Genomic DNA, 25860 nt, shown 5'->3' on the forward strand with positions numbered 1-25860 from the left:
ATGGCGACGCAGATGGAGAAGGAGCGCGATCGCCTTCGGGCGAAGCTGCTCCGGGAGCACCGGCTGCTCGACAAGTCCGACGCTTACTTCGAGGGCCGGCAGCCGCTGCGATTCCTCGCACCGACGCTCGAGAAGGAGCTCGGCTACCGCCTGTCACCGATCGTCATCAACCTGGCCATGTTCGCCACGGATGTCTACGACAACCGCCTCGATATCGAGTCGTTCCGCATCGGCGGCAAGGGTATCGCCGACGAGGAGCTCGGCCGGATCTTCGCCGAGAACGACGGCGACCTTCTGTCGCAGCAGGCGCACCGTGAGAGCCTCGCTCTGGGCCGCTCGTACGCGATCGTCGGTCCCGGCGAGGACGTGGGCGACGCCGCCATCATCACCGCTGAGTCGGCGTTCGATGCGATCCACGAGGACGACCCCGTCACGAAGGCCGTCCGCCACGGCATCAAGCAGTGGACCGACGAGGACAGCACGCGCTGGGTGACCTACTACCACCGCGAAGGTCGCAACACCTGGTACGCCGCCAAGGGAAGCACGTGGCGCGAAGACGAGAGCCTGGCTGTCACCAACGACTACAACCTCTGCTCGCTCGTGCCTCTGCCGCATCAGGGCCGCATGCTTGGGCGCACGGTCCGGAATGTTGATCAGCGCCTCGGCCGCCCGGTGTTCGACGACATCATCCCGGTGATGGACGCGCTGAACAAGATCAGCTCGGACATGATGGTCTCCGCCGAGTTCCACGCCCTCCCGCGTCGATGGGCTACAGGTCTCGAAGAGTCCGACTTCATCGACGACGACGGAAACCCGATCGACACGTACTCGATGATCGGCGGCCGCATCTGGGGCACGGAGTCCGACAAGACGAAATTCGGTCAGTTCCCCGAGGCGGACCTGCAGAACTTCCATAACACGATCAAGCTGCTCACCCAGATCGTGGCGATGCAGCTTGGTCTGCCGGCGCACTATCTGACGTTCATGGGCGACAACCCGCCATCAGCTGATGCGATCCGGTCGTCTGAGGCGCAGCTGGTGAAGCGCGCCGAGCGACTGCAGCGGTCCTACGGGTCACGGTGGCGCCAGGTCATGAAGCTCGCGCTGCTCGAGCAGGGAACCGCCAGGAAGGACACCGAGCGCATCGAGGTCATTTGGCGGGACCCATCGACCCCAACCATCTCGCAGAAAGCAGACGCGATCGTGAAGCTCGTGCAGGCGAAGGACGGCCAGGGCCGGTCGATCGTGCCAATCGAGCAGGCGCGCGAGGACCTCGGCTACACCGACGAGCAGCAGAAGCGGATGCTCGACTACGACCAGAACGGCGACCCACAGGTCACGGCTGCGCTTCGCGCGCTGAGGGGGACCGGTGTCGACGCCTGACACGGCGGCCGAGCACTACACGCAGCAGCAGCGCATCGGCGCCGTCACCGCGAGCGGAGCGAAACGCCTCTGGGCTTTGGTCGGCGACGACTTCGACAGCGGCTTCTCTCGCATCGAGGATCGGCTGCTCGAGCTGATCACAGCGGGTCAAGCTGCCGCGGCCAGGACGGGCGCAGCGTACGTCTCCGACGTGCTCTACGAGACTGACCAGGTCGACCTTCCCACTATGACCGTCGATCCGGAGTCGTTCGCTGGAACAGCTCCGGACGGCCGCGACCTCGGCGGCATGTTCTACAGTGCCGTCACGTCGGCCAAGGAGGCCGTGAAGAACGGCGCCACGCTCGACGCCGCGCTGCAGCAGGGCCGCAACGAGGTCGTGAAGCTCGCGCTCACCACCGTGTCGGACGCGAACCGAGAATCGATCGGCACGGCGATGGGCGTGCGTCCGGCGGTCGAGGGCTGGGTGCGGATGCTGAACCCGCCCTCGTGCGGCCGCTGCGTGATCCTCGCCGGGAAGTTCTTCCGATGGAACCAGGGCTTCCAGCGGCACCCGCGCTGCGACTGCCGCCACATTCCATCGTCGGAGGCTTTGGCCGGCGACTTCACGACCGACCCGTACCAGTACTTCAAGTCGCTGGGCGGCGCCGAGCAGGAGAAGCTCTTCGGCCGGGTCGAGGCACGTGCGATCAACGACGGCGCCGACATCTACCGGGTCATGAACACGAAGGCGCGCGGACTCGCGACTGGCGGCCAGCAGGCTCGGAAGTACGGGACACCGTCGCGGCTGACCGTCGACCAGATCTACCGGCAGGCCGGGCACCGCACGAACGCGATCCGGATGATGACCGAAGAGGGCTACGTCACGGGCCCACAGACCGCGGCCGGCAACATCCTCGGCCGCGTGAATGGCTTCGGCCAGCTCGGCAGAGGCGGCACCAGGCGCGCTGCGTCCGACTCCATTGTCGAAGCGACCATGACCGGGATCCGAAACCCGCTGAACCGCTACACGATGACGGCAGCCGAGAGGCGCGTCTACGACTCCTGGTACCGGGCGAACGCGGCGAAGTCGGGCTACTGGCCGGCATCGATTGGCGCGAACTCTGCGGACAAGTTCACGCGACTCAAGAAGATCACCGCGGAGCAGCGCGGTCTCGTTGAGCGGGAGCTGCAGACGCAGCTCGACGACCTCCCGAACCAGCCCAAGCAGGTCAACGACCTCGCCCGGCAGCTCGGGCTCATCTGACTTCTCACCAACAGGTGAGGCGCCCACGTCAAGCGTGTTGACGGTTGTGCCGACGGGCCAAAAACGGACTGTGCCGACGGGCCGAAAACGGGAAAGGAATCACCCACTCATGAAAACCAGCACTCACACTGCGTTCGGGCCTCGCGCCATCACCGCCAACGACATTCGCGGCATTCGATACCTGATGCCACCGGACGACAACAACGGCGACGGAGGGGGCGGCGGCGACGAGAAGAAGTTCTCGCAGGCCGACGTCGACCGCATCACAGGCGAGCGTCTTGCGCGCGAGCAGAAGAAGTACGAAGGCTTCGACGACTTCAAGGCCAAGGCCGAAAAGTGGGTAGCCCACGAGGCCACCGTGAAGCCGAAGGACGACGACAAGTCCAAGGACGACGACAAGCCATCGGGCCCGTCGGACGAGGACGTGCAGAAGCGCATCGACGACGCCCTGAAGGCGGAGCGTGTGCGCAGCGGCTCGAAGCTCGTCAGCCTCGAGCTCGACAAGGCCCTCGCGGACCGGGTCGTGGAGCCCAGCAAGCTTCTCGGCTTCGACCGCACGGAGTACGTCACTTCTGAGGGCGACGTCGACAAGTCGAAACTCGCCGAGTGGGTGAAAGAGAACACCACCGAAAGCCAGGCGCCGCGACCGCGCCGCGACCCCAGTCAGGGGCAGCGGGACTCGTCGGCCAATGGGGGATCGGTTCAGTCCGGCCGCGACGAGTACGAAAAGCGTCACGGCAAAAAACAGCAGTAACTCACCCAACCCCTCCCGAAAGGAGACCACCATGCCTCGCATTTCCAGCGAGACCATCGGCACCGGTGACATGTCCTGGCTCGGCTCGACTCACGGCATCGCGAACGCGCGCACTGAGACGATCGACATCTCGGCATTCACCGCCAGCACCCACTTCCCGAACGGCTACATCCCGTCCGGGTTCCCCCTCGCGAAGGTCGGTGGCCTCATGGTCCCCTACGACCCGACCGTCGGCGTCACCACCAACGCAGGCGTCCTCGCCGGCCACCTCCTCACCGACTACCGAGTCGTGGGTGGATCCGCCGGCACCGACACCGCAGCACCGGTGATCGACCACGGACGCGTCAAGGCCTCCAAGGTCGCGGCGCTCCTGGCCGCCCTGTCCACCTTCGTCGGGCCCACCATCCCGGCGAAGAACGCCACGACCATCGTTTACATCTAGGAGGGATGACCAATGGCACTCTGGACTGACATCGTCGAGCCCGCAGAACTCACCGGGTACGCCCGCGCCGCCCTCGCCGACTACGAGGCCGCCCGCGGCACTCTGGCCCGCTTCCTCCCGAACCGTGAGGTCGCCGACGTCGTCGTGCGCTTCGTGGCCGGATCGACGGGCCTCATCGAGACCGCGAACTTCCGCGCCTTCGACGCGGAGCCCGAGGTGGGCCGCGGCCCGTCCGGGAAGCGGGTCACGCTCGAGCTCCCCGCCCTGGGCCAGGAGCTCCCGGTCACCGAGTACGTGCAGCTGCGGCAGCGCAACGCGTCGGACGATCAGATCCGAGCACAGCTGTTCGACTACACCGGTCGAGCGGCGCGGTCGATCGCGGAGACCATCGAGCGTCTCCGCGGCATCGTGCTCACCACCGGCAAGGCGACCATCAACCCGACGAACTTCGGCGGCAGCTTTCAGGCCGACGATGACTTCGGTCGTTCCGGCGGGCACACGGTGGCCGCGGCGTCGGCATGGTCGGGTCCCACGGTCGACATCCTCGGCGACCTGCAGTCGTGGTTCGACACCTATCTCGCCGACAACGGCGAGGAGCCCGGCGCGATCCTGGCAAGCACCCGCGTAGTGCGTGCCATGGCGGCGAACAACCAGTTCAAGACGGCGCTGGTCAGCGGCTCGTCTCGCCCGGCAACGGTCGAGCAGGTCAACGACACGATCGTCGGCAACGGTCTTCCGCCGATCATCCGCTACGACCGACGTGTGAGCGTCGGGGGCACCAGCACGAAGGTCATCCCCGATGACCGACTTCTGCTGCTGCCTGCGGCGGTCGACACCAACGACTGGGAAGGCACCCAGCTCGGCGCCACGTACTGGGGCCAGACGCTCACTGCGTCGGACCCGACGTACGAGATCGCCGACGTCGACCAGCCCGGTGTCGTGGTCGGTGCGTACCGCAACGAGAAGCCGCCGATGATCGCGCAGATCATTAGCGACGCGATCGGCATGCCGGTCCTCGCGAACGCGGACCTCTCGTTTGTCGCGGACGTCCTGTGAGCGCCGAGCGGACGCTCGCGGCCGCCGTGCATCTCGACGGCATGGTCTACCCGGCTGGGACTTCGGTCCCGGCCGAGGTCGCGGAGCGGATCACGAACCCGAAGGCCTGGGGCGACGAGCCGACCAGGGCCGAGTCGTCGGTGAAGACCGCCGGCAAGGCCCCGAAGTCGAAGGGCTCCGGCAAGAAGGCCGAACCGAAGGCAGCGCCTGCGGCCCCGGCCGGGGCTCCAGACGCCTCCGACACTGCCAGCGGCGAGACCGACCTGGTCGCGCCGCCCCGTGTGGGCGCCGGCAGCGGCACCGACGCGTGGCGCAGCTACGCCCTGGCTGCTGTCGCGAAGGCCGGTCTGAACATCGACATCCCGGAGGGCACGAAGCGTGACGACATCGTCGCCGCGCTCGAGGAAGCCGGGATCAGTACGAAGCCGAAGGAGTAGGTCATGGGGTGGGTGGACGTCAGCGCGGAGGACATCACGTCACGTTGGCGTCCACTCACATCCGCCGAAGACTCGACTATCGCGACCCTCATCGAGGACGCACAGGACGAGCTCGAGGACGAAATCGACGCGGCAGGCTACCTGCCGATCGATTGGAATGACCCGAAAAGCGAGCGCCGCTACAAGCGCACCGTCGCCGGTATGGTCAAACGCCTCCTTCAGAACCCCGAGGGATTCCTCTCAGAGACGATCGAGGGCGAGTACAGCTATCAGCGCGCGGCCGCCCTCGCGTCCGGCGCGCTCAGTGTCAACCCTGACGAGCTGGCGAAGTTCGCCCCGAACCGCCGGCGCCGTCGAGGCGCATTCACGATCCGGTTGTCGTCATGAATGAGGCACTGGTCAATCGGGCGCGGGAGATGTCCAAGGCGACGCTCATGACGGACGAGTGCGTCATCGGATTCAAGGCCCGGACCGGCCCCATGGACCAAGAGACCGGACGCTATCCGGAGGCCGTCACCTCTCCGGTGTACAGCGGGGTCTGCCACTTCATCGCGGGCGGGACTGAGTCAAGGGTGGTGGACACCGGCGGCCAGCGGGTCATCGATCAGACCGACGTGGTCAAGGTGCCCGTCATCGGGTCGGAAGCGATCGAACCGCGCATGATCGTGGTGTTCACGAAGTCGCAGTTCGATCCCGGCCTCGTTGGGGTCGAGGCGAGGATCTCTGGTCCCTCTCATTCCGGGATCGCGGCCTCGCGGAAGTTCAGTCTGGAACAGGTGAGCTGATGGCCGACGAGATCAAGATCGACTTCTCCGACTTCCAGAAGCTCTCCGCCGACCTGGGCAAGGTGCCTCGAGCTGCGCGGCCGCTCATGCGGAAGGCGATCGAGGTCAACTCGCGGAACGTACGCGACACCTGGCGGGACAAGCTCAGCGGCTCACCATCTCTGCCGGCCCTGCCCGCCGCGGTCACATACGACGTCACCTCTGACGAGTCCCCGCGGGCGCCGATCGTCGGCCAGATCGGCTTCGACAAGAACCGCGCCCAGGGCCCGCTCGGCAACATCTCCGAGTTCGGCTCACCGGCGAAGAACACCCCGCCGAGCGGCTACGGCTCAGCGTCCCTCGCGGAGAACGTCGACGACCTCGAGAAGGGCCTGTCGAAAGCCGTCGACGACGCGCACAAGCAGGTGGGGCTGTGAGCCAGCAGCACGACGAAGCCCTCGAGGCGATCGTCGCGACCACGAAGCTCGGTGAGGCGTTCTTTCCTGGCGAGGTTCCCAAGGGCCAGGGTCTGCCGTACGCGGTCTACTGGCCCTCGAACGGTACGGACACCCAGCCGCGGTTTGCGAGCGGCTCTGTGAGGCAGCAGCCGTCTTGGACGATCTGGTGCGTTGGTGACACACCAGAGAACGCCGGATGGGTGTTCGGCGTCCTCAAGGCCAAGCTCTTCCCGGGAGGGCTCGGCATCATCCCCGACGTACCCGGCGAGCATCCGGGCCCGTTCTGGTTCCGCTCGCCGCAGCCGTTGCAGCGCGACGACGACGCGAAACCGTCGATCTTCTGGCACACCATCGAGACCGGCTTCTTCTCCGACCTCACCTGACCCCATCTCTCACCGCCAACGCCCTTAGGAGGGTTCCTCGTCATGCCATTCCAACGTGTGCGCCAAGTCGGCGGCCCAGCTCACCAGTTCGACATCTCGATCGGCGAGCTCGAAGCACATCCCGACCTCTACGAGGTCCTCGACGACGTGGTCGTGGATTCACCGCGCGACGTCGTTTACATCGAGCCAACGGTGCCGCAGAAGCAGCCCCGTAAGAAGCCGGCCACCGGGCCGAAAACATCCGTGGGGAAAACGGAAACCACCTCTGAAGGAGAAGGCCAGTGACCACCATCGAAAGTGTTCCTGCGGGTACGGTCAGCAATGGCCAAGCCCTCATTCTGTTCGTCCCGGCGATCGCGAACATCTTCGCGCCCACGGTGGCGGAACTCACCGCCGTCGGCGTGAAGCGACTCACGTACGGTCTGACCGGAGACGGCTACAAGCACTCCGTCACGATCGGCAAGATCCGGATCAACCGGTTCACGCTCCCGCAGGAGATCCAGTCGATGGGCACCATCGTCGACGACCTCACGCTCACCGCGCCGTACACGAACACGCCGAGCGACACCGTGCGTCTCGCCCTGCCGAAGGACCAGACCGGGTTCATCGTCGAGCGGTTCGCGGTCGCCAACTCGGTCGACATCGCAGCCGCGCAGCTCGTCGACGTCATCCCCATCAAGGCGGGCCTCGCCACGAAGGATCAGCCGGTCAAGGACCAGGAGCTGACCCGCACGCAGGACCTCTACGTCACCTCGAGCGTCGCCCGCGACGTCACGGTCGCGGCGTAGCCAAAAGAACCCGGCCGGGGTCCATCCCCCCACGGAGCCCCGGCCGGCCTAACACCTTGTGGGGGAACATCCGTGGGAGGAAACCATGTCAACATTTGCCGAGCTGCGCGCCAAGCAGGAGCAGATCGAAGCCGAGAGGTCCGAGACAGAGAAGCCGATGGAGGTGCAGGTCACCTTCGGTGGTGAGCTGATCACGTTCCACGTCAAGCCTGTCGCCGGCACCTACTGGGCGAGCGTCACCGCCCGGTGCCCTGCCCGTGCGGAGTCGCCGATCGACGTTCGCTACGGATACAACCCAGACGCGGCCGCGCGCATTGCACTCCCGTCGAGCCTGGCCCGTCTAGAGGGCGACTTCGAGCTTCCCGGGATTCCGAAGAAGAAAGAGGGCGACGAAAACCAGGCCGCCTGGGACTTCTTCTTCGACAGCCTCTCCGCGCCCGATCTCAAGCAGATCACCGCGGCGCTGTGGGTGCTGAATCAGTACAACCCTGAGCAGCTGACGGAGTCACTGAAAAAAGCTTCAACCGCCGACTCGACGGTGAAGCGCGACTCGCTCGAGAGCTCGGAATCAGTCTCAAGCGACTCTACGGCTGGGAACCGAGCAGCACGACGACGTACGAGTACGACGAAGAAGGCCGCCTCGCCCGCTCAGTGACGACGACGGAGCCGGAGTGGGACGGCGACCAGGTCGCGTTCTTGCTCGCCTCCACCGAGCGCCAGCACGGCAAGAACAAGTACGGGGTGCCGTGGGATGTCGCCACTAACAAGGCATACGCAGACCGGATCCACGTCGACCTCGTCATCGACTATGTCGAGCAGGCCGTGATGCGCACTCAGAAGGAATACACCGGCGAGGACTACACGCCGACCGATATGGCTGGCTGGATGTGGGAGGCCTACGTCGACGAGGCCTATTCGGTCCGTGAGTAGAAGTAGATGTACCCGCCGAACGCGGCGAGCATCCCGCCGAGGATGATCACGCCGAACCCGATGTTCGCGGCTACGTATCCGCCGGTGATGACACCGATGCCGGAAATCAGCGCGCCGAAAGCGGCGACCAGCAGTCCGTAGGCGACCAGCGTCGCCCACGTCGGACGTGTCGTTTTCGTTCTCCCCATGCCGCCGAGCATACAGCCCCGACCGAGCACCGACGAGAGGTTTCTCCATGACCGATCGTCAGGTATTCGTCGAAGTCGGCGCCGGCGCGACAGGCTACTTCGCGACCTTCGAGAAGATCCAGGTCGAGACCGACAAGGCCACAAACGCAGCGCAGAAGTTCGCGAACCAGACCGACGCCATGCAGCGCGTCGGCACCGCGTCCCTCGCGATCGGCACGCTCACAGCTGTCGGTGTCGGGCTGGCGATCTCGAAGTACGCCGAGTTCGACCAGGAGATGTCGAACGTTCAGGCGGCCACGCACGAGTCGGCCCAGAACATGGACCTCCTCCGCGAGGCCTCGCTGAAGGCCGGCGCCGACACCGTCTACTCGGCCACCGAAGCGGCGCAGGCTGTCGAGGAGCTCGCGAAGGCGGGGGTCTCGACCTCCGACGTCCTCGGCGGCGGCCTGTCGGGCTCGCTCAGCCTCGCGGCGGCCGGCGGTGTCGATGTCGCGGACGCTGCGCAAACCGCGGCCACCGCGCTCACGCAGTTCAAGCTCAGCGGCGCCGACATTCCGCACGTCGCGGACCTCCTCGCGGCCGGCGCCGGGAAGGCGCAAGGCTCGGTCTCTGACCTGTCGATGGCGCTCAATCAGGGCGGCCTCGTCGCGTCGCAGGCTGGACAGTCGATCGAAGGCACCACCGCGACGCTCGCCGCGTTCGCATCGGCCGGGCTGATCGGCTCCGACGCCGGCACGTCGCTGAAGACCATGCTTCTCGCGCTCGAGTCCCCATCGACTCAGGCGCAGAAGGTGATGGACACCTACGGCATCTCGGTCTACGACGCGTCCGGGAAGATGCTCGACTACGCCGGCATCGCCGATCAACTGCAGACGAAGCTCGGCGGCCTCAGCCAGCAGCAGCGGAACGCTGCACTGTCGACCATCTTCGGCAACGACGCGATCCGCTCGGCTTCGGTGCTGTACGACCAGGGCGCGGCGGGGATCACCGACTGGACGGCGAAGGTCAACGACGCCGGCTACGCGGCCGAGACCGCGCACGACAAGCTCGACAACCTCAACGGTGACCTCGAGTACTTGTCGGGGTCTGTCGACACCGCACTGATCCAGTCGGGGTCGGCGGCGAACGACGTGCTCCGTGGGCTCGTGCAGGCCGCCACGAGCCTCGTGAACGCATTCGACGATGCACCGCAGCCGATCCAGACCGCCGCGCTCGCTGTCGGCGTGCTGGTGGCCGCTGTGACGCTCCTCGGCGGGGCGTTCCTCATCGGTGTCCCGCAGATCGCGGCGTTCACCGGCGCCCTCGCAACACTGTCGGCGTCAGAGATCCCCGCAGTCGCGGCGAGCGCCGCCGGCCTCACGAAGACGATCTCCACAACGGGGTCGGTGCTTCGTGAGACGGGCGCGTTCCTGACCGGTCCGTGGGGTGTCGCACTCGCTGCCGCCACGGTCGGTGTCGTCATCCTCTCGCAGCAGCTCGATAGCCTCCAGGCTTCGGGCGCTGAGCTCACGAACAGCCTTGTCACGGCGAAGAGCGCGCAGGACGTGTTCAATGTCGCTGGGCAGGGCAAAGATGTGAAGTGGGTTCAGGACGTCACGAAGGACCTTGGCAACCTGCAGAACGTGCTCAACGCGGCCGACGACCAGGCGAAGAACGTCTTCGCCCGGTTCGACAGCTCGCACTTCGGCGCGTTCGACGCTCTGAAGAGCATCGGCACGCAGCTGGGCACGCTGGCGACCACCGATCTGCCCTCGGCCGAGCATGCGTTCTCGCTGCTCGTCGCCCAGACGGACGGCACGGACCGCTCGATCCAGCTGTTGCTCGACCAGATGCCGGCCTACAAGCAGGCCCTCGTCGACCAGGCCACGAAGCTCGGGGAGACCGCCGACAACGCGACGCTGCTGAAGCTCGCGCAGGAGGGCGGCGTACCTGTCACCGAAGACGCCACCGCGGCGTACGAGGCGGCGTCGGGCGCAGCGGTCGATCTCGGCAAGGCCGTGAAGGACCTGATGGACGCGATCGACGCCGCGAACGGTGTCGGCCAGGACGCGGTGTCCAAGAACATTGCCTACCAGCAGTCGATGTCGGACCTGAACGACCAGATGCAGAAGATCGCAGACGGTACCGAGGGATACGCGGCCACGCTCGACACGACCACGCAGGCAGGCCGGGACAACCTCGGCATGCTCAATGACCTCGCCGACAGCGGCGAGCAGGCCGCGAAGGCGCAGTTCGACCTCGACGGGAACACGCAGACCTATCAGGCGACGCTGCAGTCGGTGCACGACTCGATCTACGAGCACGCGAAAGCCCTCGGTGCTTCTGACACGGAAGCGGCGAACCTCGCGGACAGCATCGCCCGAATCCCCTCCGACACGGAGTGGAAGGTCATCGCGCAGACCGCGGACGCTCAGGCGGCCGTCGACGCGTTCCTGTCCCGGAATAACCAGCGGCGGATCACGATCTCGACGCAGATCGTCGACGCCGGCGGGAACGTCACCGGGCACTCGGGGTCGGGCACGACAGTCAACGAGCGCGGCGGCATGTACTCGTACCAGGCGTTCGAGGACGGCGGGTTCCCGACAGGGATCTACGCCGGTCAGCAGAACGCGCTGTACAAGTTCGCGGAAAAGAACGTCCCTTGGGAGGCGTTCATCTCGGGCAAGGCCGGCGAGGAGGCCCGCAACCGCGGGATCGTCCTGAACGCTGCGAAACGCCTCGGGATGCCGACGTACGTGGCCGCCTCGAGCGGCGGTGCGTCAGGCCCGACCGGTTCCGCGCCGACGAGCCAGTACACCGTCACAGTGCCTGTCTACGCCGCGCCCGGCATGTCCGAGAACACCGTCGCTAGCCTCACGGCCGCGAAGATCAACCACGACCTGGGGAAGATCGCATGATTTTCGACGAAGTCCCCACGACGGTGCGTGCCGGCGCGATGGTGTTCTCAGGCGGCGCGGGGGACGACGGCTTCTTCATCGAGAAGTGGAAGGGCTGGGGTCCGGTAGCGACGAAGCGCTCCATCACGAAGCGCTCCAACGCTGCCGGATCCTTCCCGACCCAGGGTTACCCCGACGACCGCACGCTGATCTTCTCTGGCCGGTGCCACGCGAACGGTGCGGAACGCATGGGCTGGTTCGAGAACCAGTTCTCCGGCCTGTTCATGGACGGCCTTGGGGGAAGAGTTCTCGTCGAGCACGGCGGATACGTCACGTGGGCGTACGGCTTCCGCGCCGACCAGCCCGATTTCGAGTCCGAGATTCCCGGCTCAACGTCGACCTATCAGCTGGGGCTCTGGTTCCCGGATCCTCGGAAGTTCGGTCTCATCACGCCGGACCAGATCTTCTCCGGCCCTCACGGCGTGAACATCATCACGCAGAACGACGGCAACTACGAAGCACGCCCGGTCATGACAGTGTCCGGCAACATGCCCGGCGGGTACCTGGTCAACGGGCCGAACGCGCTCGGCTACGGCGTCACGCACGCTGTAGTGCCTGGCCACCCGCACGTCATCGACATGAACGACGGCTCGCTGACGATCGACGGAGTCCGCATCTACGGTGCGACGCCGATCAACGCCGATACGTGGGGTGTGCCACCGGCCGGGCAGGCCGTGCAGATCCTCCACCCCGCATCGGGAACCGGCAACCTCTCGATCGCCGTACCCCCGACATACATCTGAAGGCGGTTCGCTCGTGGCGTGGACGTACTGGATCTGCGACGCCATCACCGGTCTCAAGCTCGCTCAGGTCAGCCCGTCCGGTTTCCGGGCGCAGCGCCGGCTTGGGGACCAAGGCCAGGGCACGCTCGAGTTCACGCTGACGGCCTTCGGGCCGCAGCTGGACTGGAACGACCTCACGACCCCGTGGGCGCGCATGATCGTGCCCTGCTGGAACAACGTCCCTCAATACGCCGGCATCATGACCGACTCCGACTGGGACGACGACAGCGGGACCTACACGATCGAGCACGGGGACTTCTGGACTCTCCTGGATTACAGGTCGACGCTCGGTGCCGACGGCTACTCAACGGTGAACTACCGCGACGAGATCCAGAACTACACTCTCGCGACCATCCTCCGCATCGTTTTCCGGCTCACCTTCGAGGGGCCAACAGCCGGGTACGGCATGAATGTGTCGTACGGCCGGATCATCCCCGACACCGTGCCACCGACCGGCGTCGGCGCCCCCCACGACGGCACGGACAAGCGTCAGTACAACGACTACAACCTCCCGAAGATGCTCGACACCCTGCACGAGCTCATGACCGCGGCCGGCGGCCCCGAGGTCACGTTCAACCCCCAGTGGGACGCCTTCGGGAACCTGCAGCTGGTGCTCCGCATGGGCACCGCGGCCACCCCGAAGCTGACCGGGCCGAGGATCGAGTGGCACCTCAACGTGCCACAGCCGAAGCTCACGAAGGTCCGGCGCCGCATCAAGGGTTCAGGGACGGCTACGAACGTCGTCGCGACGGGCGCCGGGTCTGAGCTTGACCGTAAGTACGCGAAGGCCTCGACGACACCGGTCGGCCTCGCGCGTGAACGGTTCACCTCATACCCTCAGCTCACCGATCAGGTGGCGCTTCAGGCGCATGCAGACCAGGACCTCGCGGCCTCGAAAGACCCGACTGTCCAGTACTCCGCTTCGATGACGGCTGGCGACTCTCCCGGCATCCTCGACCTCGTCGAGGGGCAGCCGGCCGGGATCTACTCCAGCGGCAGCCCGGTCATCCCGAATGGGTGGAACGAGCTGCGCGTCGTGGGTTGGACGATCGACATGACCGACATCATCCCGTTGGAATTCCAGCCGATCGGCGGTGCCTGATGGTCGATTTCGTCGACGGGAACAGGCTGGCCGAGATGGTCCGCGCGAACAAGCGCCAGGACAACGCAGCACCGGTCGGATATACGTCCGTGTCGGACGGCTCGCTGCGTATCCTTTCGCCGGAGGGCTTCTACGTCGGCGGCGAAGCATCAGCGGTCGTGCACGGGCTGCTCGAGGTGCTCGGCACCCTGAACCTGTCCGGTTCGTTCCTCCTCACCGGCAACACGACCGCATCAGGCGCATGGGCTCAGTCCGGATCGCTGACACTGACAGGGCCGTTCACCGTCGAGGGCAACACCTCGATGACGGGCAACTTCACCTCCACCGGCGAATTCACCCTGACTGGGCCGTTCCACGTGAACGGTCCGACAGACGTCAACGGGACGCTCACGATCAACGGCGTCTCGACGTTCATCGGTGACGAGTCGCACACCGGGAACATCTCGCTCACCGGCAACCTCAGTGTAGACACCGGGGGCAGCATCACCGCCGGCGTCGTGAAAATCGACAACGGCGGCTCGTACGGTGGCCGCATCTACTCCCCAGCGACGCTCGAGCTTGACGCGCTCGAGGTCATCGTCAGCGAGCTCACGTCGAACGATCACATCTACGCCAGCGCCAACATCGAATCAGACACCGACGTCATCGCGTACGGCAGCCTGAAGAGCCCGAACATCGGTACGACAACGACGACCTCGAACGTGGTTGTCGACTCGTCTGGGAAGCTCCTGCGGTCGACGTCGGCGCGCCGGTTCAAGCGCCATGTGCACCTGACTAAGCTCTCGCCCGAGCTGCTCGCGGTGCGGTTCCGGGACTGGCAGGACCGGTTCGACCTCGAGGGCCCGCGCGTGCCCGGCGTGATTGCTGAGGAGGTCGCGGCGGCCGAGGGTGGTGAGTTGTTCATCGGCCGCGACGCGAAGGGGAAGGTCGAGTCCGTCGCGTACGACCGGCTCGCCCTGGCGCGCACCCAGATCCTCGCGGAGCAGCTCGAGCAGGCCCGCGCCGAAATCGCCGAGCTCCGAGAGCTCATCAACTCGAAACTCTAGGAGACGACATGCCCGCATGGGGTGGCTACACGAACGGCGAGATCCCAATCCCCGCCCTGGTCTACGTCGACGGCGTGTACCTCGAGCCCGAGTTCGGCGCGCGCGTCTCGTGCGCGAACGAAGACCTCCGCAACGAGGGGTACTGGATCGTCGAGAACGAAGGTGACCGACCTTACGGAGTCGAGGCGGACGAGGCCATCGGCCGCAACGGCGGCGACCCGTCGACGACATCGACCGGCGGCTCGAACCAGTGGTACCAGTGGGGCCGCTACAAGCTCTGGCTTGCGACCGGAGGCGCTCAGGGAACGCCCTCGGCCGCAGACCCGACCGGCGGTGGCGGGACTAGCGAGCACGGCTGGGCAATGGCCGATGACTCGAACAGCAACTCGATCGCTCGCCGAAAGGCGATCAGTGCCACCTACGGCTGCAACTTCCCGATCTCGTCCGAGACCTGGCACCGCCAGCCCTCCGCACCCCTCAGCGGCGCCACCGCCGCGCGGGTCGAGACGCGTAAGCGTCAGCTTCTCCAGAACCTCCAGCCATCACCAGCACAGGAAGAAGACATCGTGGCATCACTCGCAGACCTCCAGAAGGCAATCCACGACGAGGTCGACCCGATCCTCAAGCAGACGACGCAGCTCGTGCAGCTGCCCGACTCGCAGAAGGGTTTCGCGGATCAGATCGACGGCCAGTACGTCGACGTCCTCGGTCGACACGCTGACCCGGGCGGCCTCGGCATGTTCATCGGGCTGATGACCAACAGCTCGTGGACCATCGCACAGGTGCGCCAGTCGCTGCTCGACTCCGATGAGTATGCGGCTCGCTGGATTGGGGTGCAGTACTCGCAGCTGCTAGGTCGCTCGGCCGGCGCCTCGGAAGTCTCCGGCTGGGTGCAGTTCAAGCACGCGGGCCACACCCTCGACGACGTCGCCACACAGATCAAGGCGAGCGACGAGTTCAAGACCAAGCACCCGCAGTAGCCCTCTTCCACCCTCGGAAGGGGAAGTCATGACAAAACGCCGATTCGACCTGCGCACACCGATCGTCACTTCCCGATGGGTGTACCTCGGCAAGTACCTGTTTTTCGCGATCTTTGGCACGGTCGCAGCAGTGCGCGGCGCTCCAGCCCTGGACCTCGCCACCCCAGATGGCTACCGGCCGGTCTGGGCGGTCTTCATCGTCGCAGCGGCGCTCGCTTGCCTGTGGGGCTGCCTGCGAGACAGAGAACGGCTCGAGTGGTTCGGGTTGCTCGTAATGATCCCGTTCCTCGGCGCATACGTTTTCGCTATCGCCAACGCCGCAGCGTACGGCGCTCGGGAAAAGCAGGCCCTCGCGTTCATCGTCATCCTGATCCTCTTCCTTCCTCTGGGGCGATGGTTCGACATAATGCCCCGGCTGAAGGTGCGCAGATGAACGACGCGATCACTCCCTACCTCCCTGTCATCGGAATCGTCGCCGGCGGAATCGTCGCCGGAATCTTCATGCTGGTCCGTGGTCGCAGCGGCGACAGCTCCACGAAGATGCCGACCGTCGCGGAGATCTGGCACCGCATGGACGAACTCAGCACAAAGGTCGACGACCTCAGCCTCGAGCTGAACAAGGAACGCAGCGCCCGCGTGACGCTCCGCAGCGTGTTCCTGGCATACATCGACCGGGTCCGTGCAGGCGGCACGCACATCCTCACCGAGGCCGAGAAACGCGCTCTCGACCTCACCGAAAACGAAAGAGAAGAGAGCAACTCATGAACACTACTCTCGTGCAGGTTGACCAGAAGCCCGCGGCAGCCGGCACTCCGACGCAGGTCGCGAATCCGTCTCGCGCCGGGTGGCGCACTTTCGTCCAGTCCGCGATCGGCTTCCTCGTTGCCGCGAATGCCGCCCTCGGCGTACTCGCCGGGTTCCTCGCCGCCAACCCCGGCCTGAATGCCTACCTGCCCCCGGAAGTGTTCGCGTTCGTCAACGTGGCGGTGGTCATCGCTGCTGGGGTGTCGAAGTTCGTCGCGCAGCTCATGGCCAACCCCACCGTGAACGAGTGGATCAAGGCGCACCTGTCGTTCTTGTCTGCGATTCCGGTCATCGATGCGGGCACGGCGATGCCCGACGCGCCTGCAGTCATCACATCGGTCACGGATACGACGACGAGCTTCGCCTCGCCCGCCGAAGTCGACCCGACACCGTCAGACGCCGAGCCGAAGCACGTCGCACTGGGGGACTGACCAACAGCCACTCGTCCGATCTGACACCGCCCGGAAGGGGCCCCGCATGTCGCTCGAAACCGTGAACGGCTCCCTCGGAGACTTCGAGGGAGTCGTGCCAGGCCTCGACCCGAGGATCATCTTCACCCCGTCCTCGTCGGCCGTCGACGGATCGAAGCTGCTGTTCAACCGCCGCATCATCGTCAGCACCTTCGACGGTGCCGGGGGATGGTCGCAAGAGTTCAACTCCACCGACGGCACGAACCCGCCGATGTTCTTTAGCGTCTCGCTGCGCTGGCACGAGGCCGGTGTGGGAGACGAAGGGCCATGGGTCGGCGCTGACTTTCCCGACATCAAGTTGTTCATCCCCTCCGACGGCCCGTGGGATTTCGCGCAGATCATCCAGGCGCCGTCGAACCCGGCGCAGATCTGGCTGGGCCCGGAACCCCCCACGATCCCGACGAACTGGACGGGCTGGATCGACACGGACGGCACCCCGCCCGCCTACTACGAATACGAGGGATGACCCATGGGTACGTGGATCAAGAAGGCTGACCTCGCCATCGCAGGCGACAAGTCCACGTCGATGCTGTTCATCGACCCAGAGTCGGACACCTACGCTGCACTCGTCGAGGCAGTCGGCCCGATCATCGCCGCACAATACGCGTCGGACCCGACGATCTCGGCTGCGCTTCTGGCCGGCGCGAACGCGGCCGTCGCCGCGGCCGTCGCGACAGGTGGCATCGCTCACGGCGTCGTGCAGACGGGCGGCCGCGCCATCAGCGGCGGCGTGGACGCGGACGGCCGCATGTTCGACGATGTCATCTTCACCGATGGCCACTTCGGGCAGCACACCTACGACTACATCGCGAAGAAGCTCGGCCGCGTCTCGCTGAACTCGCCCACGATCGTCAGCGGCGGCATGGACGTCGACGGGCGCCTCTTCGACGACGTCATCGGTCTCGACGGTCACTTCCTCCCGCACACCTACGCCGAGATCGCCAAGCGCCTCGGCAGCGGCTCGCAGTTCCCCGAGTACGCGCAGCCCGCGGTCGTCGCCTTCGGGGACTCGCTCACGGAGTCGATCGGCACCGACTGGCCGACTGCCCTCGGCGTCACCCTTGGCACGTCATCGATCAACCAGGGCGTCTCCGGACAGCGCGCCGAGCACATCGCGGCCCGCATGGGCGGGCTCCGACTGTTCTTCACCGTGCAGTCGAACACCATCCCCTCGACACCGGCCGAGCGCACCCTCACCCTCGTAGGCGCGTACAACGGCCGGTCGTTCGGCATCGGGTCGAACGACTACTACTTCTGGGGCTACATGCTCGGCATCCAGGGCGAAATCGTCTACGGCCGGGTCACCCAGCACACCGCAGACGGCTCGTGGACGTTCCTCCGCACCGACACCGGCGCAGCAGTATCGACCTTCCCGCACGGCGCCGCGTTCGTCGTGAACCAGTCAGAGGCGTACCGCGACAGCATCCTCATCATCCACGCAGGCCGCAACAACATGTACGAGCTCCCGACGTCGTTCCAGAACGTCTTCGAAGACGTGCGGCGCTGCGTCGGCCGGATCGGCCACGACCGGTTCCTCGTCCCCACGATCACCTACCGCATCGAGGAGTACAACGGCGGCAGCGGACAGGCGCGGCACGACATCATCAAGTCGCACAACGCCAAGCTGCTCGCCACCTACGGGAACGTCGAGACAGACGCGAAGGGTCACGGCATCGACCTCTGCGGTTGGTTGCAGAACCGGGCCCTCGCCGCGCTGGGATGGACGCCGACCGCCGACGACCTGACCGACATCGCGAACGACACGATCCCGCGGCAGCTGCACTTCGACGAGACCCACTTCAAACCGGCCGTCTACCTGGCGTGGGCCAACTGGTACGCGTCCATCATCACCGCGAAAGGGTGGCTGACCTATGCCTCTTAACTCCTCAGTGCAGCAGTTCGACGGAGTCCGGGTATCCGACGCAGGCAACACCACATCACCGGTGATCGACTTCCCGATCCTCGACAGCCTCACTAGCCTCGCGTGGGCGTTCTCCACGAGGGCGCTGCGCTCGGCGTACACCGGTCACGTGATCCAGCTGCGCCGCAGCTCGGACAACGCCACCCGTGACTTCGACGCGTCGGCTTCGCTGGCGTCGCAGATCGCCGCCTGGGCCGGCTCAGGCGACGCGTTCGTGACCATCTGGTACGACCAGTCGGGGAACGGCCTGCACGCCTCCCAGGCGGACACGACGATGCAGCCGCCGATCTGCACCGCCGGCGTGGTCAACCTCGTCGGGGGAGTGCCCGCGCCGAACTTCATCGGCGGTACCGGCCTTCGCCGGGTGCTGGTCGGCGCGGCCGCGAACCTCTACGCCTCGGGAGCTGGCTCGTCGGTCGCGGTCGTCACCGGCAACCACCAGGGCTCCACGGCCGTCTTCGGCAAGGAAGGCGACTCGGGCACCTCGCAGTACGTCTACGGCCAGCAGATCACCGGCTACACGCTCACCACCGCGATTCGCAACGCGGCCGGCACGTTCGAGCAGGGGGCAGGCACCGTCGCGGAGATCCCTTCAGCGTTCCCGGTCACGCAGGCCTCGAGGTTCACGATCCTCGATAACGGGGCTGTGATGAAGAAGCGCGTCCGCGGCACGGCCCTTGCCGACGTCGCGTACACGCGCAGCGGGAGCCACACTTTCACGCAGAACTTCATCGGCGCCCCGTCGACGACCGGAACCGGCTGGTCCGGGTCCATCGCGGAGCTCATCGCGGTGAAGACGGTCTGGGATGCTCCGACGCTTCTGAAGGTCGAGAACTCGCAGACGAACTACTTCAAGATCCCTGCCTAAGATCCGCGAACCCAAGTACCCCCCTGCCTACCTTCGAGTGGGCAGGGGGGTACTTTCGTGCGTCTGGGTGTTAATCTTCGATCATGAGCCAGAACATAGAGCAGCTGGTCGAGGCGCTCAGGGAGCGCTTCGACAGTGATCAGTCTGGCTATGTCGGAAAATCTGAGTATGGAGACTATTGGACGGTCGAAGGCGATCTGCAGTCCATTATCGACGTCGTGACTGCCGCAACCCGCTAGTGTTCGTGTGTGCTTAGCCCAGGGGAGATAACCGCCGAATTCCGCCGAACTGTTGAACGCGAGAACCTGCTGTTCTCGTCGCTCGTTGCGTCGGTTGCCTACGGGCGAACATTTCGCGAGAGGTTTGTCGGGAATCCAAAGTATCGAGAGCCGTTCACGACTGTGACAACAGTCGGGGATGTGCTTTTCCCGATCTCAACTTGGACAGCGAAGGACATGGACGACCTTTTCGAGCCCTACCCTGCCCCCCTTGATCTGTGGGTGGGGCAGTCATGGGTAATGAGAGTCTTCTCTCAGTGGGAAGAGGTGACGCGTCCCAAGCTGGCGAGAACTCGTGGCGTGCAGTTGCATCAGATCGCCTCTGATGTGATGGGGGATTTGCGGAATATCCGGAACGACATAGTTCACCACAGGGCCGTGGCTTCGAAGGACAACTGCGGGAGGCTCAAAGTGCTCAATGATTGGGTCGCTGTCGGCTACCCAATAGAAGTGGTGCACAGTCACGTTGCGGATTTTCTGATCAAGTTTGAGTGGGAACAAATCGCGCGGACCTGACCTTCCCGATGGTACGCTCCTGGCCATGTCTATCGACCTATACGATTCGCGAGTAGTCCGCATCTCCGAACTCTTCGTTGACAAGCTTGTGCTCTCGAATACCCGTTTCCGGAATTGCACTATCGTTGGGCCAGCCGTACTGGTGACGATGAACGGGACGACCTTGACCAACTGCGATCTCGGAGGCTCGAGAGACGACCTGTTCTGGGAATTGCCCCGGACACGGGGGAACGTAGTTGGAGGCCTTGGCTTTGATAACTGCGCATTCGAGAATTGCGAGTTCGACCGCTGCGGTTTTGCCGGCCCACCGGCCATGTATCAAAGCCTTCCCGCTTGATCATTCACCGTCGCCTGGTGCGCCCGTATCTCCGCATCGACCTCGGCGGGATCGGCTTCTCCGGGTACGTACCATCCCAGCCCTCAGGAATCTTCCCGTGGTTCCCGGGCCAGATCTCGACACCGTCCTCGTAGATGCGTCGCGGCGACGGGATCAGGCCCATCCGCAGCTCGATCGCATCCCAGTCCGTCTCGCCCGGCTGTGACGGCCGCGCCGACGCTGCCTTCTCGCCGCTCATTCCCAGTTCCATGTTCGCTCCCTCGTTCGGAGCGCACCGGCCTGCGCAATGTCGAGTGTAGGCACACCCGACGACATGGCCGCAAGATGGACTCATGAAACTCATCACGACCGTCCGCGCCGGCGACCAGGTCCGGCAGATCATCGTGGAAGGAGCGACCTACGACTCCCTGAAGCAACAGACCGACTCGCAGGTGCGAGACGGCGAGATGCTGCTCAGCTACCGGGCGGAACGTGACGACGCCATTCGTTGAATGCTTGGTCGACCGATGTGAACGCGACCCTGCCGAGCGCATCGTCGTCGACGAAGGCGGCCTTAGTCTCGTGTACGCAGTGTGCGCCGACCATGCTCGCCAGATCTCCCATGGTGACGTCGTGAAGCAGTCGCCCGATCCACAACGCGGGGTCATCGGGTTGGCTGGCTAACGCCGCTGGGTACGCTCCCACTCAAGTGCATTGACCATGAGCCAGGCGATCAAAGCGACGCCTCCGATGATCAGCAGACATGGGCCCAACAGCCCGCCGCCGGACACAAGACTTGTGGCGAGCGTGACAATCAGGCCGATCACGATGCCGAACGTGGCAATGATCAGCAGTACCAGCATGGATGAGTTCGAACTCTTCATTGTTCCCCCAGGTAGCTCCTGGCCAGTGTAACGGTGAGGGAGTAGGCCCCCCAGTTGGGGACTGCCCGCTCGGCGTTCGCTTCAGCAACTATCGAAGCATGGTATCTGGGGATGAACACACCTTGCTCGCTTTTGAGGACGCTCATCCGTCACCATATCCAGCAAAGGAAAGCGACGTGCGCGCGGCGTTCGGAATGAGCCTGCCGCGGTACTACCAGAAGCTCCTCCAGCTGGTTCAACAGCCCGACGTCGTGGCTGAGTTCCCGCAGCTGGCGAAGCGGATGCTCGAGCGTCAGGAACGGGCGCGTAGAGCGCGAGAGGCACGCCTCCTCCGCCGTGGTGCGGACTAGTTTGCCCCAGATCTGCCCCAGATGACCACAAAGACGAAACCCCCGGTTCGGCTGCTTTCCGCAGCTGACCGGGGGTTTTCTGTGTGGGCGATACCGGACTCGAACCGATGACCTCTTCGGTGTGAACGAAGCGCGCTACCAACTGCGCCAATCGCCCGAGGGTTCGTGCCGGCCGGGGGCCGGTGGGAATCTCTGGCTCGTCGATACTAGCCGACGACGGGCGTGCGGCGCACATCGGGGCAGTGTTACGACACGCGATCCGCCCGGTTTGGTTTTGTCGACTGCGTTCGGGTAGAGTCTTCCGAGCACGCAGTAATGAGTGCTGGCAGCAAGAAGTTTCACACAAACAATGCGGATGTGGCGCAGTGGTAGCGCATCACCTTGCCAAGGTGAGGGTCGCGAGTTCGAATCTCGTCATCCGCTCGAGTGTAGATGTACCTTTGGGGCAACCCTCCATATGGTGGCGTGGCCGAGAGGCGAGGCAGCGGCCTGCAAAGCCGTCCACACGGGTTCAAATCCCGTCGCCACCTCCACTCCGCAACCAGATTCAGGCGCCCCGGCGCCGGAATCGAAACAATTGGGCGGTTGGCGCAGCGGTAGCGCGCTTCCCTGACACGGAAGAGGTCGCTGGTTCGATCCCAGTACCGCCCACCCGAGAGAAGGCCCCGACACGCGTCGGGGCCTTCTTGCGTCTCCGGCCGGGTTCCGCCGCCGCGGGGTGGCGCCTCAGCGGCCTGGGGCCCTACGGTGTAGTCCACATCACTCGAAAGGACCACACCATGGCCACTCGCCCGGGAGCCGTCACGTTTGTGGCTGTCTTGGTTTACATCAACGGCATTCTCGATGTCGTGTTCGGGGCCATCGGGCTCATCGCGGTGCTGTCTCCGGGAGCAGGGTCGACCGGATTCTCCGGAATCAATGCCGTCGTACTGATCGTTCTCGGCATCATCACGATTGTGGTGGCCCGCGGGCTGCTGAGGGGCAGCAACACCTCGCGAACGATTGTGCTGGTGATCGAGGTGATCTCGATCATCTCGGGTATCTTCACGCTCTTCGGCGGCCAGCTGGGCTCCGGGCTGGTGACGATCATCTGGGCACTCGTGGTCATCGCGATCCTGTCGACGCGCCGCGCGGTCGAGTTCTTCCGCGCCGCCTGAGGCAGACAGGTGCAGCCGCACATCAGGGCCTAGGTCTATGGTGCCGCAGGGTGTCCGCCCGGCAGGGTGGTGCCAGAGACAGCGCTGCGGTTCTGCCTGAGGCAGTGCACACGGAAAAGGGGTCGCTTCGTGCGGTACAGCACCACCACGTCGGCGACGGCATCGTGAGCACGCCACTGGGGGTCGTCGCCCCGACGGCCCCGCTGCGCCTGCGCACCGGCCGCCCGGGGTCGCTGCGGCTCGCGCTCGGGGTGCTCTGCCTCTGCGCCCTGCTGCTCGGCGTCGTACAACTCACCGTCGCGGCGAGCCTCGATGACGCCGACAGCCTGCCGGCGATCGCTCTGTTCACGGCGGTGTTCTTCATCTGGGTCGGGGCGGGCGTCGTGGCGTGGTGGCGTCGACCGAACAATGCCACGGGGGCGCTGATCGTGTTCGGCGGCCTCGCGGTGTTCGTCGGCGGGCTGGTCAATCTGGGCATCCCGGTTCTCGACGTGATCAGCGTCGTGTTCGCCACGAGTGTGCTCGCCGTGGCGGTGCACCTGCTGCACGCCTTCCCCTCCGGGCGTCTGCACGGTCGCCTGTCGACCGCGACGGTGATCGTCGGCTACGTGGTCTCGATCGTTCTCCAGGCGCCGCTGTACTTCGTTCGAGACGACAACGCCGGGTTGTTCAGGGCGATCGTCATGGGCCAGCAGATTCTCGGTCTGGCCGTGATGGTCGTCACCGCGGGCATCCTCGTCGGCCGGCTGCGGGCCGCCGATCGGGCGCATCGGCGTGTTCTGCTGCCGCTGTTCCTCTACGGCAGCCTGGCTGTGCTGCTCATCCCTCTCGCGCCGATCATCCTGCCGCCCCTCGGCGTGCCGTCGCCGATGGTCGGCGTCGTGCAGCTCACGCTGTCAGCCGGGCTGCCGATCGCTTTTCTGCTGGGTGTGCTGACCGGAGGCTTCGCCCGCACCGGCGAGCTCGACGCGCTCAGCGCCTGGCTGGGACTGGCCGGCGCCACGAGGTCGGCCGTCGCCCGGGCGCTGGCGAGCACGCTCGGCGACGACTCACTGCGCGTCGTGTACTGGGCCGCCGACCGCTCGGTCTTCGTCGACGAACGGGGCGTCGCCGTCGACACCGCGCAGGGCGACCGCAACCGCAGTTGGCTCGACGTCAGAGTCGACTCGCGCCTGGTCGGGGCCATCGTCTACGACCGCCGGATGATCGCCGACGAGCAGCTCGTTCGCCGTGCCGGCGAGGTGCTGGCGATCGCCGTCGACCGTGAGCGGCTCACCGCCGAACTGCTGGCGAGCAACGGCGAGCTGCTGCAGTCGCGGCTGCGTCTCGTCGAGACGGCCGACCGCGAGCGCACCCGCATCGCCCAAGACCTGCACGACGGGCTGCAGGTGCAGCTGGTGCTGCTGGCCCTCGAGGCCCAGCAGATCGGCACGGCACCGGATGCCTCGCCCGGCACCAGCATCGCCTCGACCGAGTTGCGCCAACGCATCGACGAGGCCGCGGCCGACCTGCGCCGGCTCGTGCACAACGTGCTGCCCGCCGCCCTGGTGGAACGGGGGCTGTCGGCCGCGGCCGAAGACCTCGTCGACCGGCTGGCGATTCCGGCGACCCTCGACCTGCAGGTCGACGACGAGTCGCTCGAGCCTGCGACGACGAACACGGCGTACTTCATTCTCGCCGAGGCCCTCACGAACGCCGTGCGGCATTCCGGCGCCTCGGCCGTGGAGGTGCGCCTCAGCCAGTCGCACGACAGGCTGAGCATCCAGGTCGCCGACAACGGGGTCGGCGGTGCGAGCGTGGAGTCGGGAACCGGCCTGAAGGGTCTGATCGACCGCGTCGACGTGCTGGGCGGCAGTTTCTGGATCGAATCGCCCCGCCATCAGGGAACACGAGTGAAAGTGGAGCTGCCATGCGCGTCGTGATCGGCGAAGACGAAGTTCTGTTGCGGGAGGGCCTGCGGCACGTGCTCGAGACCGACGGGTTCGAGGTGCTGGCCGCGGTGGGCACCGCGGTCGAGCTCGAGAACGAGGTCGCCCGGCACAGGCCCGACCTGGTGATCACCGACATCAGGATGCCGCCGACACACACCGACGAGGGGCTGCTGGCGGCCATCCGCATCAGGCAGAACCACGTGGAGATCGCGGTCGTCGTGCTCTCGCAGTACGTGCAGCGCCGCTACGCCACCGAGCTGCTCGACAACAATACGGGCCGGGTGGGCTACCTGCTGAAACAGCGCATCGCCGACGTGACGACGTTCACCGCCGACCTCCGGCGCGTCGCCGCCGGCGGCACCGCACTCGACCCCGATGTCGTCTCGGTGATGGTGGCGCGCGCAAGCATGGTCAGCGGGGCCGTCGGATCGCTCACACCGCGCCAGCGCGAAGTGTTGGGGCTGATGGCCGAAGGGCGAAGCAATGCCCGCATCGCCAGCCAGCTGAATCTCAGCGAGAAGGCCGTCGTGCAGCACACGTCGAACATCTACGACGCATTCGGTCTGCCGGTCGACGCCGACGACCACCGGCGCGTGCTGGCGGTCATCCGTTTTCTCTCTGCGGCGAGCGCCACCGCCCGCCACACCTGACCTCGCCCCCAGGGCTAGACCCAGGGCTAGACCCAGGTCCATG

35 protein-coding genes and 4 tRNA genes are annotated in these 25860 nt (G+C 65.7%); 35 read left to right on the plus strand and 4 right to left on the minus strand.

Annotation, left to right across the window (positions count from 1 at the left end):
• From V3W46_RS17930 to V3W46_RS17995, 14 genes are all read left to right on the plus strand, one after another.
• Positions 1-1383: a phage portal protein gene (locus V3W46_RS17930; RefSeq protein ID WP_331784510.1), complete on the plus strand. Its 1383-nt coding sequence runs from the start codon at positions 1-3 to the stop codon at positions 1381-1383.
• A complete protein-coding gene (locus tag V3W46_RS17935; RefSeq protein ID WP_331784511.1) occupies positions 1370-2626 on the plus strand; it encodes a hypothetical protein in 1257 nt (418 codons plus the stop codon). Before V3W46_RS17930 ends, V3W46_RS17935 begins: the two co-directional genes overlap by 14 nt.
• A gap of 109 nt (positions 2627-2735) precedes the next feature.
• Positions 2736-3380, plus strand: a complete 645-nt coding sequence (locus tag V3W46_RS17940) for a hypothetical protein (RefSeq protein WP_331784512.1) — start codon at positions 2736-2738, stop codon at positions 3378-3380.
• A 31-nt stretch (positions 3381-3411) separates the two neighbouring features.
• A complete protein-coding gene (locus V3W46_RS17945; protein WP_331784513.1) occupies positions 3412-3822 on the plus strand; it encodes a hypothetical protein in 411 nt (136 codons plus the stop codon).
• Positions 3823-3834: 12 nt separating this feature from the next.
• Positions 3835-4878, plus strand: a complete 1044-nt coding sequence (locus tag V3W46_RS17950; RefSeq protein ID WP_331784514.1) for a major capsid protein — start codon at positions 3835-3837, stop codon at positions 4876-4878.
• Positions 4875-5315 carry a hypothetical protein gene (locus V3W46_RS17955; RefSeq protein ID WP_331784515.1) on the plus strand — a complete coding sequence of 147 codons (441 nt, stop codon included), beginning with the start codon at positions 4875-4877 and terminating at the stop codon, positions 5313-5315. Before V3W46_RS17950 ends, V3W46_RS17955 begins: the two co-directional genes overlap by 4 nt.
• 3 nt (positions 5316-5318) lie before the next feature.
• The gene (locus tag V3W46_RS17960; RefSeq protein WP_331784516.1) at positions 5319-5702 is read left to right on the plus strand and encodes a Gp19/Gp15/Gp42 family protein; all 384 of its coding nucleotides are present in this window, start codon (positions 5319-5321) and stop codon (positions 5700-5702) included.
• Positions 5699-6100: a DUF6093 family protein gene (locus V3W46_RS17965; protein WP_331784517.1), complete on the plus strand. Its 402-nt coding sequence runs from the start codon at positions 5699-5701 to the stop codon at positions 6098-6100. The genes V3W46_RS17960 and V3W46_RS17965 overlap by 4 nt, the downstream gene beginning before the upstream one ends.
• A complete protein-coding gene (locus V3W46_RS17970) occupies positions 6100-6516 on the plus strand; it encodes a hypothetical protein (protein WP_331784518.1) in 417 nt (138 codons plus the stop codon). Before V3W46_RS17965 ends, V3W46_RS17970 begins: the two co-directional genes overlap by 1 nt.
• Positions 6513-6920, plus strand: a complete 408-nt coding sequence (locus tag V3W46_RS17975; protein ID WP_331784519.1) for a hypothetical protein — start codon at positions 6513-6515, stop codon at positions 6918-6920. The genes V3W46_RS17970 and V3W46_RS17975 overlap by 4 nt, the downstream gene beginning before the upstream one ends.
• Positions 6921-6962: 42 nt before the next feature.
• Positions 6963-7205, plus strand: a complete 243-nt coding sequence (locus V3W46_RS17980; RefSeq protein WP_331784520.1) for a hypothetical protein — start codon at positions 6963-6965, stop codon at positions 7203-7205.
• Positions 7202-7708 (plus strand): phage tail tube protein, encoded by a 507-nt coding sequence (locus V3W46_RS17985; protein WP_331784521.1) that lies wholly within the window; start codon positions 7202-7204, stop codon positions 7706-7708. The genes V3W46_RS17980 and V3W46_RS17985 overlap by 4 nt, the downstream gene beginning before the upstream one ends.
• Before the next feature lie 58 nt (positions 7709-7766).
• On the plus strand, positions 7767-8363 hold the full coding sequence (locus V3W46_RS17990) for a hypothetical protein (RefSeq protein ID WP_331784522.1): 597 nt from the start codon (positions 7767-7769) through the stop codon (positions 8361-8363).
• Positions 8360-8638 (plus strand): hypothetical protein, encoded by a 279-nt coding sequence (locus V3W46_RS17995; RefSeq protein WP_331784523.1) that lies wholly within the window; start codon positions 8360-8362, stop codon positions 8636-8638. Before V3W46_RS17990 ends, V3W46_RS17995 begins: the two co-directional genes overlap by 4 nt.
• Here the strand turns inward: V3W46_RS17995 and V3W46_RS18000 are convergent.
• Positions 8620-8826, minus strand: coding sequence for a hypothetical protein (locus V3W46_RS18000; RefSeq protein WP_331784524.1), 207 nt, complete (start codon positions 8824-8826; stop codon positions 8620-8622). The genes V3W46_RS17995 and V3W46_RS18000 overlap by 19 nt on opposite strands.
• Before the next feature lie 47 nt (positions 8827-8873).
• Between V3W46_RS18000 and V3W46_RS18005 the strand changes: the two genes are divergently transcribed.
• The 13 genes from V3W46_RS18005 to V3W46_RS18065 all read left to right on the plus strand — a co-directional run bounded on the left by V3W46_RS18005 (position 8874) and on the right by V3W46_RS18065 (position 20529).
• The gene (locus V3W46_RS18005) at positions 8874-11723 is read left to right on the plus strand and encodes a phage tail tape measure protein (protein ID WP_331784525.1); all 2850 of its coding nucleotides are present in this window, start codon (positions 8874-8876) and stop codon (positions 11721-11723) included.
• Positions 11720-12505 carry a hypothetical protein gene (locus tag V3W46_RS18010; protein ID WP_331784526.1) on the plus strand — a complete coding sequence of 262 codons (786 nt, stop codon included), beginning with the start codon at positions 11720-11722 and terminating at the stop codon, positions 12503-12505. Before V3W46_RS18005 ends, V3W46_RS18010 begins: the two co-directional genes overlap by 4 nt.
• 13 nt (positions 12506-12518) lie before the next feature.
• Positions 12519-13646: a hypothetical protein gene (locus V3W46_RS18015; RefSeq protein WP_331784527.1), complete on the plus strand. Its 1128-nt coding sequence runs from the start codon at positions 12519-12521 to the stop codon at positions 13644-13646.
• On the plus strand, positions 13562-14692 hold the full coding sequence (locus tag V3W46_RS18020; protein ID WP_331784528.1) for a hypothetical protein: 1131 nt from the start codon (positions 13562-13564) through the stop codon (positions 14690-14692). The genes V3W46_RS18015 and V3W46_RS18020 overlap by 85 nt, the downstream gene beginning before the upstream one ends.
• A gap of 8 nt (positions 14693-14700) precedes the next feature.
• Complete coding sequence (locus V3W46_RS18025) at positions 14701-15672, plus strand: hypothetical protein (RefSeq protein ID WP_331784529.1); 972 nt, start codon at positions 14701-14703, stop codon at positions 15670-15672.
• Between the two features lie 28 nt (positions 15673-15700).
• Positions 15701-16105 carry a hypothetical protein gene (locus tag V3W46_RS18030; RefSeq protein ID WP_331784530.1) on the plus strand — a complete coding sequence of 135 codons (405 nt, stop codon included), beginning with the start codon at positions 15701-15703 and terminating at the stop codon, positions 16103-16105.
• Positions 16102-16437: a hypothetical protein gene (locus V3W46_RS18035; protein ID WP_331784531.1), complete on the plus strand. Its 336-nt coding sequence runs from the start codon at positions 16102-16104 to the stop codon at positions 16435-16437. Before V3W46_RS18030 ends, V3W46_RS18035 begins: the two co-directional genes overlap by 4 nt.
• Positions 16434-16907: a DUF7940 domain-containing protein gene (locus tag V3W46_RS18040; protein ID WP_331784532.1), complete on the plus strand. Its 474-nt coding sequence runs from the start codon at positions 16434-16436 to the stop codon at positions 16905-16907. Before V3W46_RS18035 ends, V3W46_RS18040 begins: the two co-directional genes overlap by 4 nt.
• A 46-nt stretch (positions 16908-16953) precedes the next feature.
• Complete coding sequence (locus V3W46_RS18045; RefSeq protein ID WP_331784533.1) at positions 16954-17412, plus strand: hypothetical protein; 459 nt, start codon at positions 16954-16956, stop codon at positions 17410-17412.
• A gap of 3 nt (positions 17413-17415) precedes the next feature.
• Positions 17416-18828, plus strand: coding sequence for a hypothetical protein (locus tag V3W46_RS18050; RefSeq protein ID WP_331784534.1), 1413 nt, complete (start codon positions 17416-17418; stop codon positions 18826-18828).
• Positions 18818-19735 carry an arabinofuranosidase catalytic domain-containing protein gene (locus V3W46_RS18055; RefSeq protein WP_331784535.1) on the plus strand — a complete coding sequence of 306 codons (918 nt, stop codon included), beginning with the start codon at positions 18818-18820 and terminating at the stop codon, positions 19733-19735. The genes V3W46_RS18050 and V3W46_RS18055 overlap by 11 nt, the downstream gene beginning before the upstream one ends.
• A gap of 83 nt (positions 19736-19818) precedes the next feature.
• Positions 19819-19974: a hypothetical protein gene (locus V3W46_RS18060; RefSeq protein WP_331784536.1), complete on the plus strand. Its 156-nt coding sequence runs from the start codon at positions 19819-19821 to the stop codon at positions 19972-19974.
• Positions 19975-19983: 9 nt separating this feature from the next.
• Positions 19984-20529: a hypothetical protein gene (locus tag V3W46_RS18065; protein ID WP_331784537.1), complete on the plus strand. Its 546-nt coding sequence runs from the start codon at positions 19984-19986 to the stop codon at positions 20527-20529.
• A gap of 341 nt (positions 20530-20870) precedes the next feature.
• Here the strand turns inward: V3W46_RS18065 and V3W46_RS18070 are convergent, their stop codons facing one another.
• A complete protein-coding gene (locus tag V3W46_RS18070) occupies positions 20871-21104 on the minus strand; it encodes a hypothetical protein (RefSeq protein WP_331784538.1) in 234 nt (77 codons plus the stop codon).
• 94 nt (positions 21105-21198) lie between these two features.
• Between V3W46_RS18070 and V3W46_RS18075 the strand changes: the two genes are divergently transcribed.
• Positions 21199-21357, plus strand: coding sequence for a hypothetical protein (locus tag V3W46_RS18075; RefSeq protein ID WP_331784539.1), 159 nt, complete (start codon positions 21199-21201; stop codon positions 21355-21357).
• Positions 21358-21525: 168 nt separating this feature from the next.
• Here the strand turns inward: V3W46_RS18075 and V3W46_RS18080 are convergent, their stop codons facing one another.
• The gene (locus V3W46_RS18080; RefSeq protein ID WP_331784540.1) at positions 21526-21708 is read right to left on the minus strand and encodes a hypothetical protein; all 183 of its coding nucleotides are present in this window, start codon (positions 21706-21708) and stop codon (positions 21526-21528) included.
• Positions 21709-21827: 119 nt separating this feature from the next.
• Between V3W46_RS18080 and V3W46_RS19680 the strand changes: the two genes are divergently transcribed.
• Positions 21828-22079 carry a DUF3263 domain-containing protein gene (locus tag V3W46_RS19680; RefSeq protein ID WP_443070006.1) on the plus strand — a complete coding sequence of 84 codons (252 nt, stop codon included), beginning with the start codon at positions 21828-21830 and terminating at the stop codon, positions 22077-22079.
• An 84-nt stretch (positions 22080-22163) separates the two neighbouring features.
• Here the strand turns inward: V3W46_RS19680 and V3W46_RS18085 are convergent.
• Positions 22164-22236 (minus strand) — tRNA-Val (locus tag V3W46_RS18085).
• 194 nt (positions 22237-22430) lie between these two features.
• On the opposite strand from V3W46_RS18085, the gene V3W46_RS18090 reads away from it, so the two are divergent.
• The 6 genes from V3W46_RS18090 (at position 22431) to V3W46_RS18115 (ending at position 25817) form a co-directional block, all read left to right on the plus strand.
• Positions 22431-22502 (plus strand) — tRNA-Gly (locus V3W46_RS18090).
• Between the two features lie 36 nt (positions 22503-22538).
• A tRNA-Cys gene (locus V3W46_RS18095) sits at positions 22539-22612 on the plus strand.
• 46 nt (positions 22613-22658) lie between these two features.
• Positions 22659-22730, plus strand: a tRNA-Val gene (locus V3W46_RS18100).
• A gap of 128 nt (positions 22731-22858) precedes the next feature.
• Positions 22859-23236, plus strand: a complete 378-nt coding sequence (locus V3W46_RS18105; protein ID WP_331784541.1) for a hypothetical protein — start codon at positions 22859-22861, stop codon at positions 23234-23236.
• A 164-nt stretch (positions 23237-23400) separates the two neighbouring features.
• Positions 23401-25158, plus strand: coding sequence for a sensor histidine kinase (locus V3W46_RS18110; protein ID WP_331784542.1), 1758 nt, complete (start codon positions 23401-23403; stop codon positions 25156-25158).
• The gene (locus tag V3W46_RS18115) at positions 25146-25817 is read left to right on the plus strand and encodes a response regulator transcription factor (RefSeq protein WP_331784543.1); all 672 of its coding nucleotides are present in this window, start codon (positions 25146-25148) and stop codon (positions 25815-25817) included. Before V3W46_RS18110 ends, V3W46_RS18115 begins: the two co-directional genes overlap by 13 nt.
• The last annotated feature ends 43 nt before the right edge of the window (positions 25818-25860 follow it).

It is taken from the genome of Subtercola sp. YIM 133946, assembly GCF_036553535.1.
Classification (GTDB): Bacteria; Actinomycetota; Actinomycetes; order Actinomycetales; family Microbacteriaceae; genus Subtercola.

Coding starts and splice junctions, on each gene's coding strand:
- V3W46_RS17930 (WP_331784510.1), top strand. CDS start 1: ATGGCGACGCAGATGGAGAAGGAGCGCGATCGCCTTCGGGCGAAGCTG.
- V3W46_RS17940 (WP_331784512.1), top strand. CDS start 2,736: ATGAAAACCAGCACTCACACTGCGTTCGGGCCTCGCGCCATCACCGCC.
- V3W46_RS17945 (WP_331784513.1), top strand. CDS start 3,412: ATGCCTCGCATTTCCAGCGAGACCATCGGCACCGGTGACATGTCCTGG.
- V3W46_RS17950 (WP_331784514.1), top strand. CDS start 3,835: ATGGCACTCTGGACTGACATCGTCGAGCCCGCAGAACTCACCGGGTAC.
- V3W46_RS17960 (WP_331784516.1), top strand. CDS start 5,319: ATGGGGTGGGTGGACGTCAGCGCGGAGGACATCACGTCACGTTGGCGT.
- V3W46_RS17965 (WP_331784517.1), top strand. CDS start 5,699: ATGAATGAGGCACTGGTCAATCGGGCGCGGGAGATGTCCAAGGCGACG.
- V3W46_RS17970 (WP_331784518.1), top strand. CDS start 6,100: ATGGCCGACGAGATCAAGATCGACTTCTCCGACTTCCAGAAGCTCTCC.
- V3W46_RS17980 (WP_331784520.1), top strand. CDS start 6,963: ATGCCATTCCAACGTGTGCGCCAAGTCGGCGGCCCAGCTCACCAGTTC.
- V3W46_RS18000 (WP_331784524.1), bottom strand. CDS start 8,826: ATGGGGAGAACGAAAACGACACGTCCGACGTGGGCGACGCTGGTCGCC.
- V3W46_RS18005 (WP_331784525.1), top strand. CDS start 8,874: ATGACCGATCGTCAGGTATTCGTCGAAGTCGGCGCCGGCGCGACAGGC.
- V3W46_RS18010 (WP_331784526.1), top strand. CDS start 11,720: ATGATTTTCGACGAAGTCCCCACGACGGTGCGTGCCGGCGCGATGGTG.
- V3W46_RS18025 (WP_331784529.1), top strand. CDS start 14,701: ATGCCCGCATGGGGTGGCTACACGAACGGCGAGATCCCAATCCCCGCC.
- V3W46_RS18030 (WP_331784530.1), top strand. CDS start 15,701: ATGACAAAACGCCGATTCGACCTGCGCACACCGATCGTCACTTCCCGA.
- V3W46_RS18035 (WP_331784531.1), top strand. CDS start 16,102: ATGAACGACGCGATCACTCCCTACCTCCCTGTCATCGGAATCGTCGCC.
- V3W46_RS18040 (WP_331784532.1), top strand. CDS start 16,434: ATGAACACTACTCTCGTGCAGGTTGACCAGAAGCCCGCGGCAGCCGGC.
- V3W46_RS18045 (WP_331784533.1), top strand. CDS start 16,954: ATGTCGCTCGAAACCGTGAACGGCTCCCTCGGAGACTTCGAGGGAGTC.
- V3W46_RS18050 (WP_331784534.1), top strand. CDS start 17,416: ATGGGTACGTGGATCAAGAAGGCTGACCTCGCCATCGCAGGCGACAAG.
- V3W46_RS18055 (WP_331784535.1), top strand. CDS start 18,818: ATGCCTCTTAACTCCTCAGTGCAGCAGTTCGACGGAGTCCGGGTATCC.
- V3W46_RS18060 (WP_331784536.1), top strand. CDS start 19,819: ATGAGCCAGAACATAGAGCAGCTGGTCGAGGCGCTCAGGGAGCGCTTC.
- V3W46_RS18070 (WP_331784538.1), bottom strand. CDS start 21,104: ATGAGCGGCGAGAAGGCAGCGTCGGCGCGGCCGTCACAGCCGGGCGAG.
- V3W46_RS18075 (WP_331784539.1), top strand. CDS start 21,199: ATGAAACTCATCACGACCGTCCGCGCCGGCGACCAGGTCCGGCAGATC.
- V3W46_RS18080 (WP_331784540.1), bottom strand. CDS start 21,708: ATGCTGGTACTGCTGATCATTGCCACGTTCGGCATCGTGATCGGCCTG.
- V3W46_RS19680 (WP_443070006.1), top strand. CDS start 21,828: ATGGTATCTGGGGATGAACACACCTTGCTCGCTTTTGAGGACGCTCAT.
- V3W46_RS18105 (WP_331784541.1), top strand. CDS start 22,859: ATGGCCACTCGCCCGGGAGCCGTCACGTTTGTGGCTGTCTTGGTTTAC.
- V3W46_RS18115 (WP_331784543.1), top strand. CDS start 25,146: ATGCGCGTCGTGATCGGCGAAGACGAAGTTCTGTTGCGGGAGGGCCTG.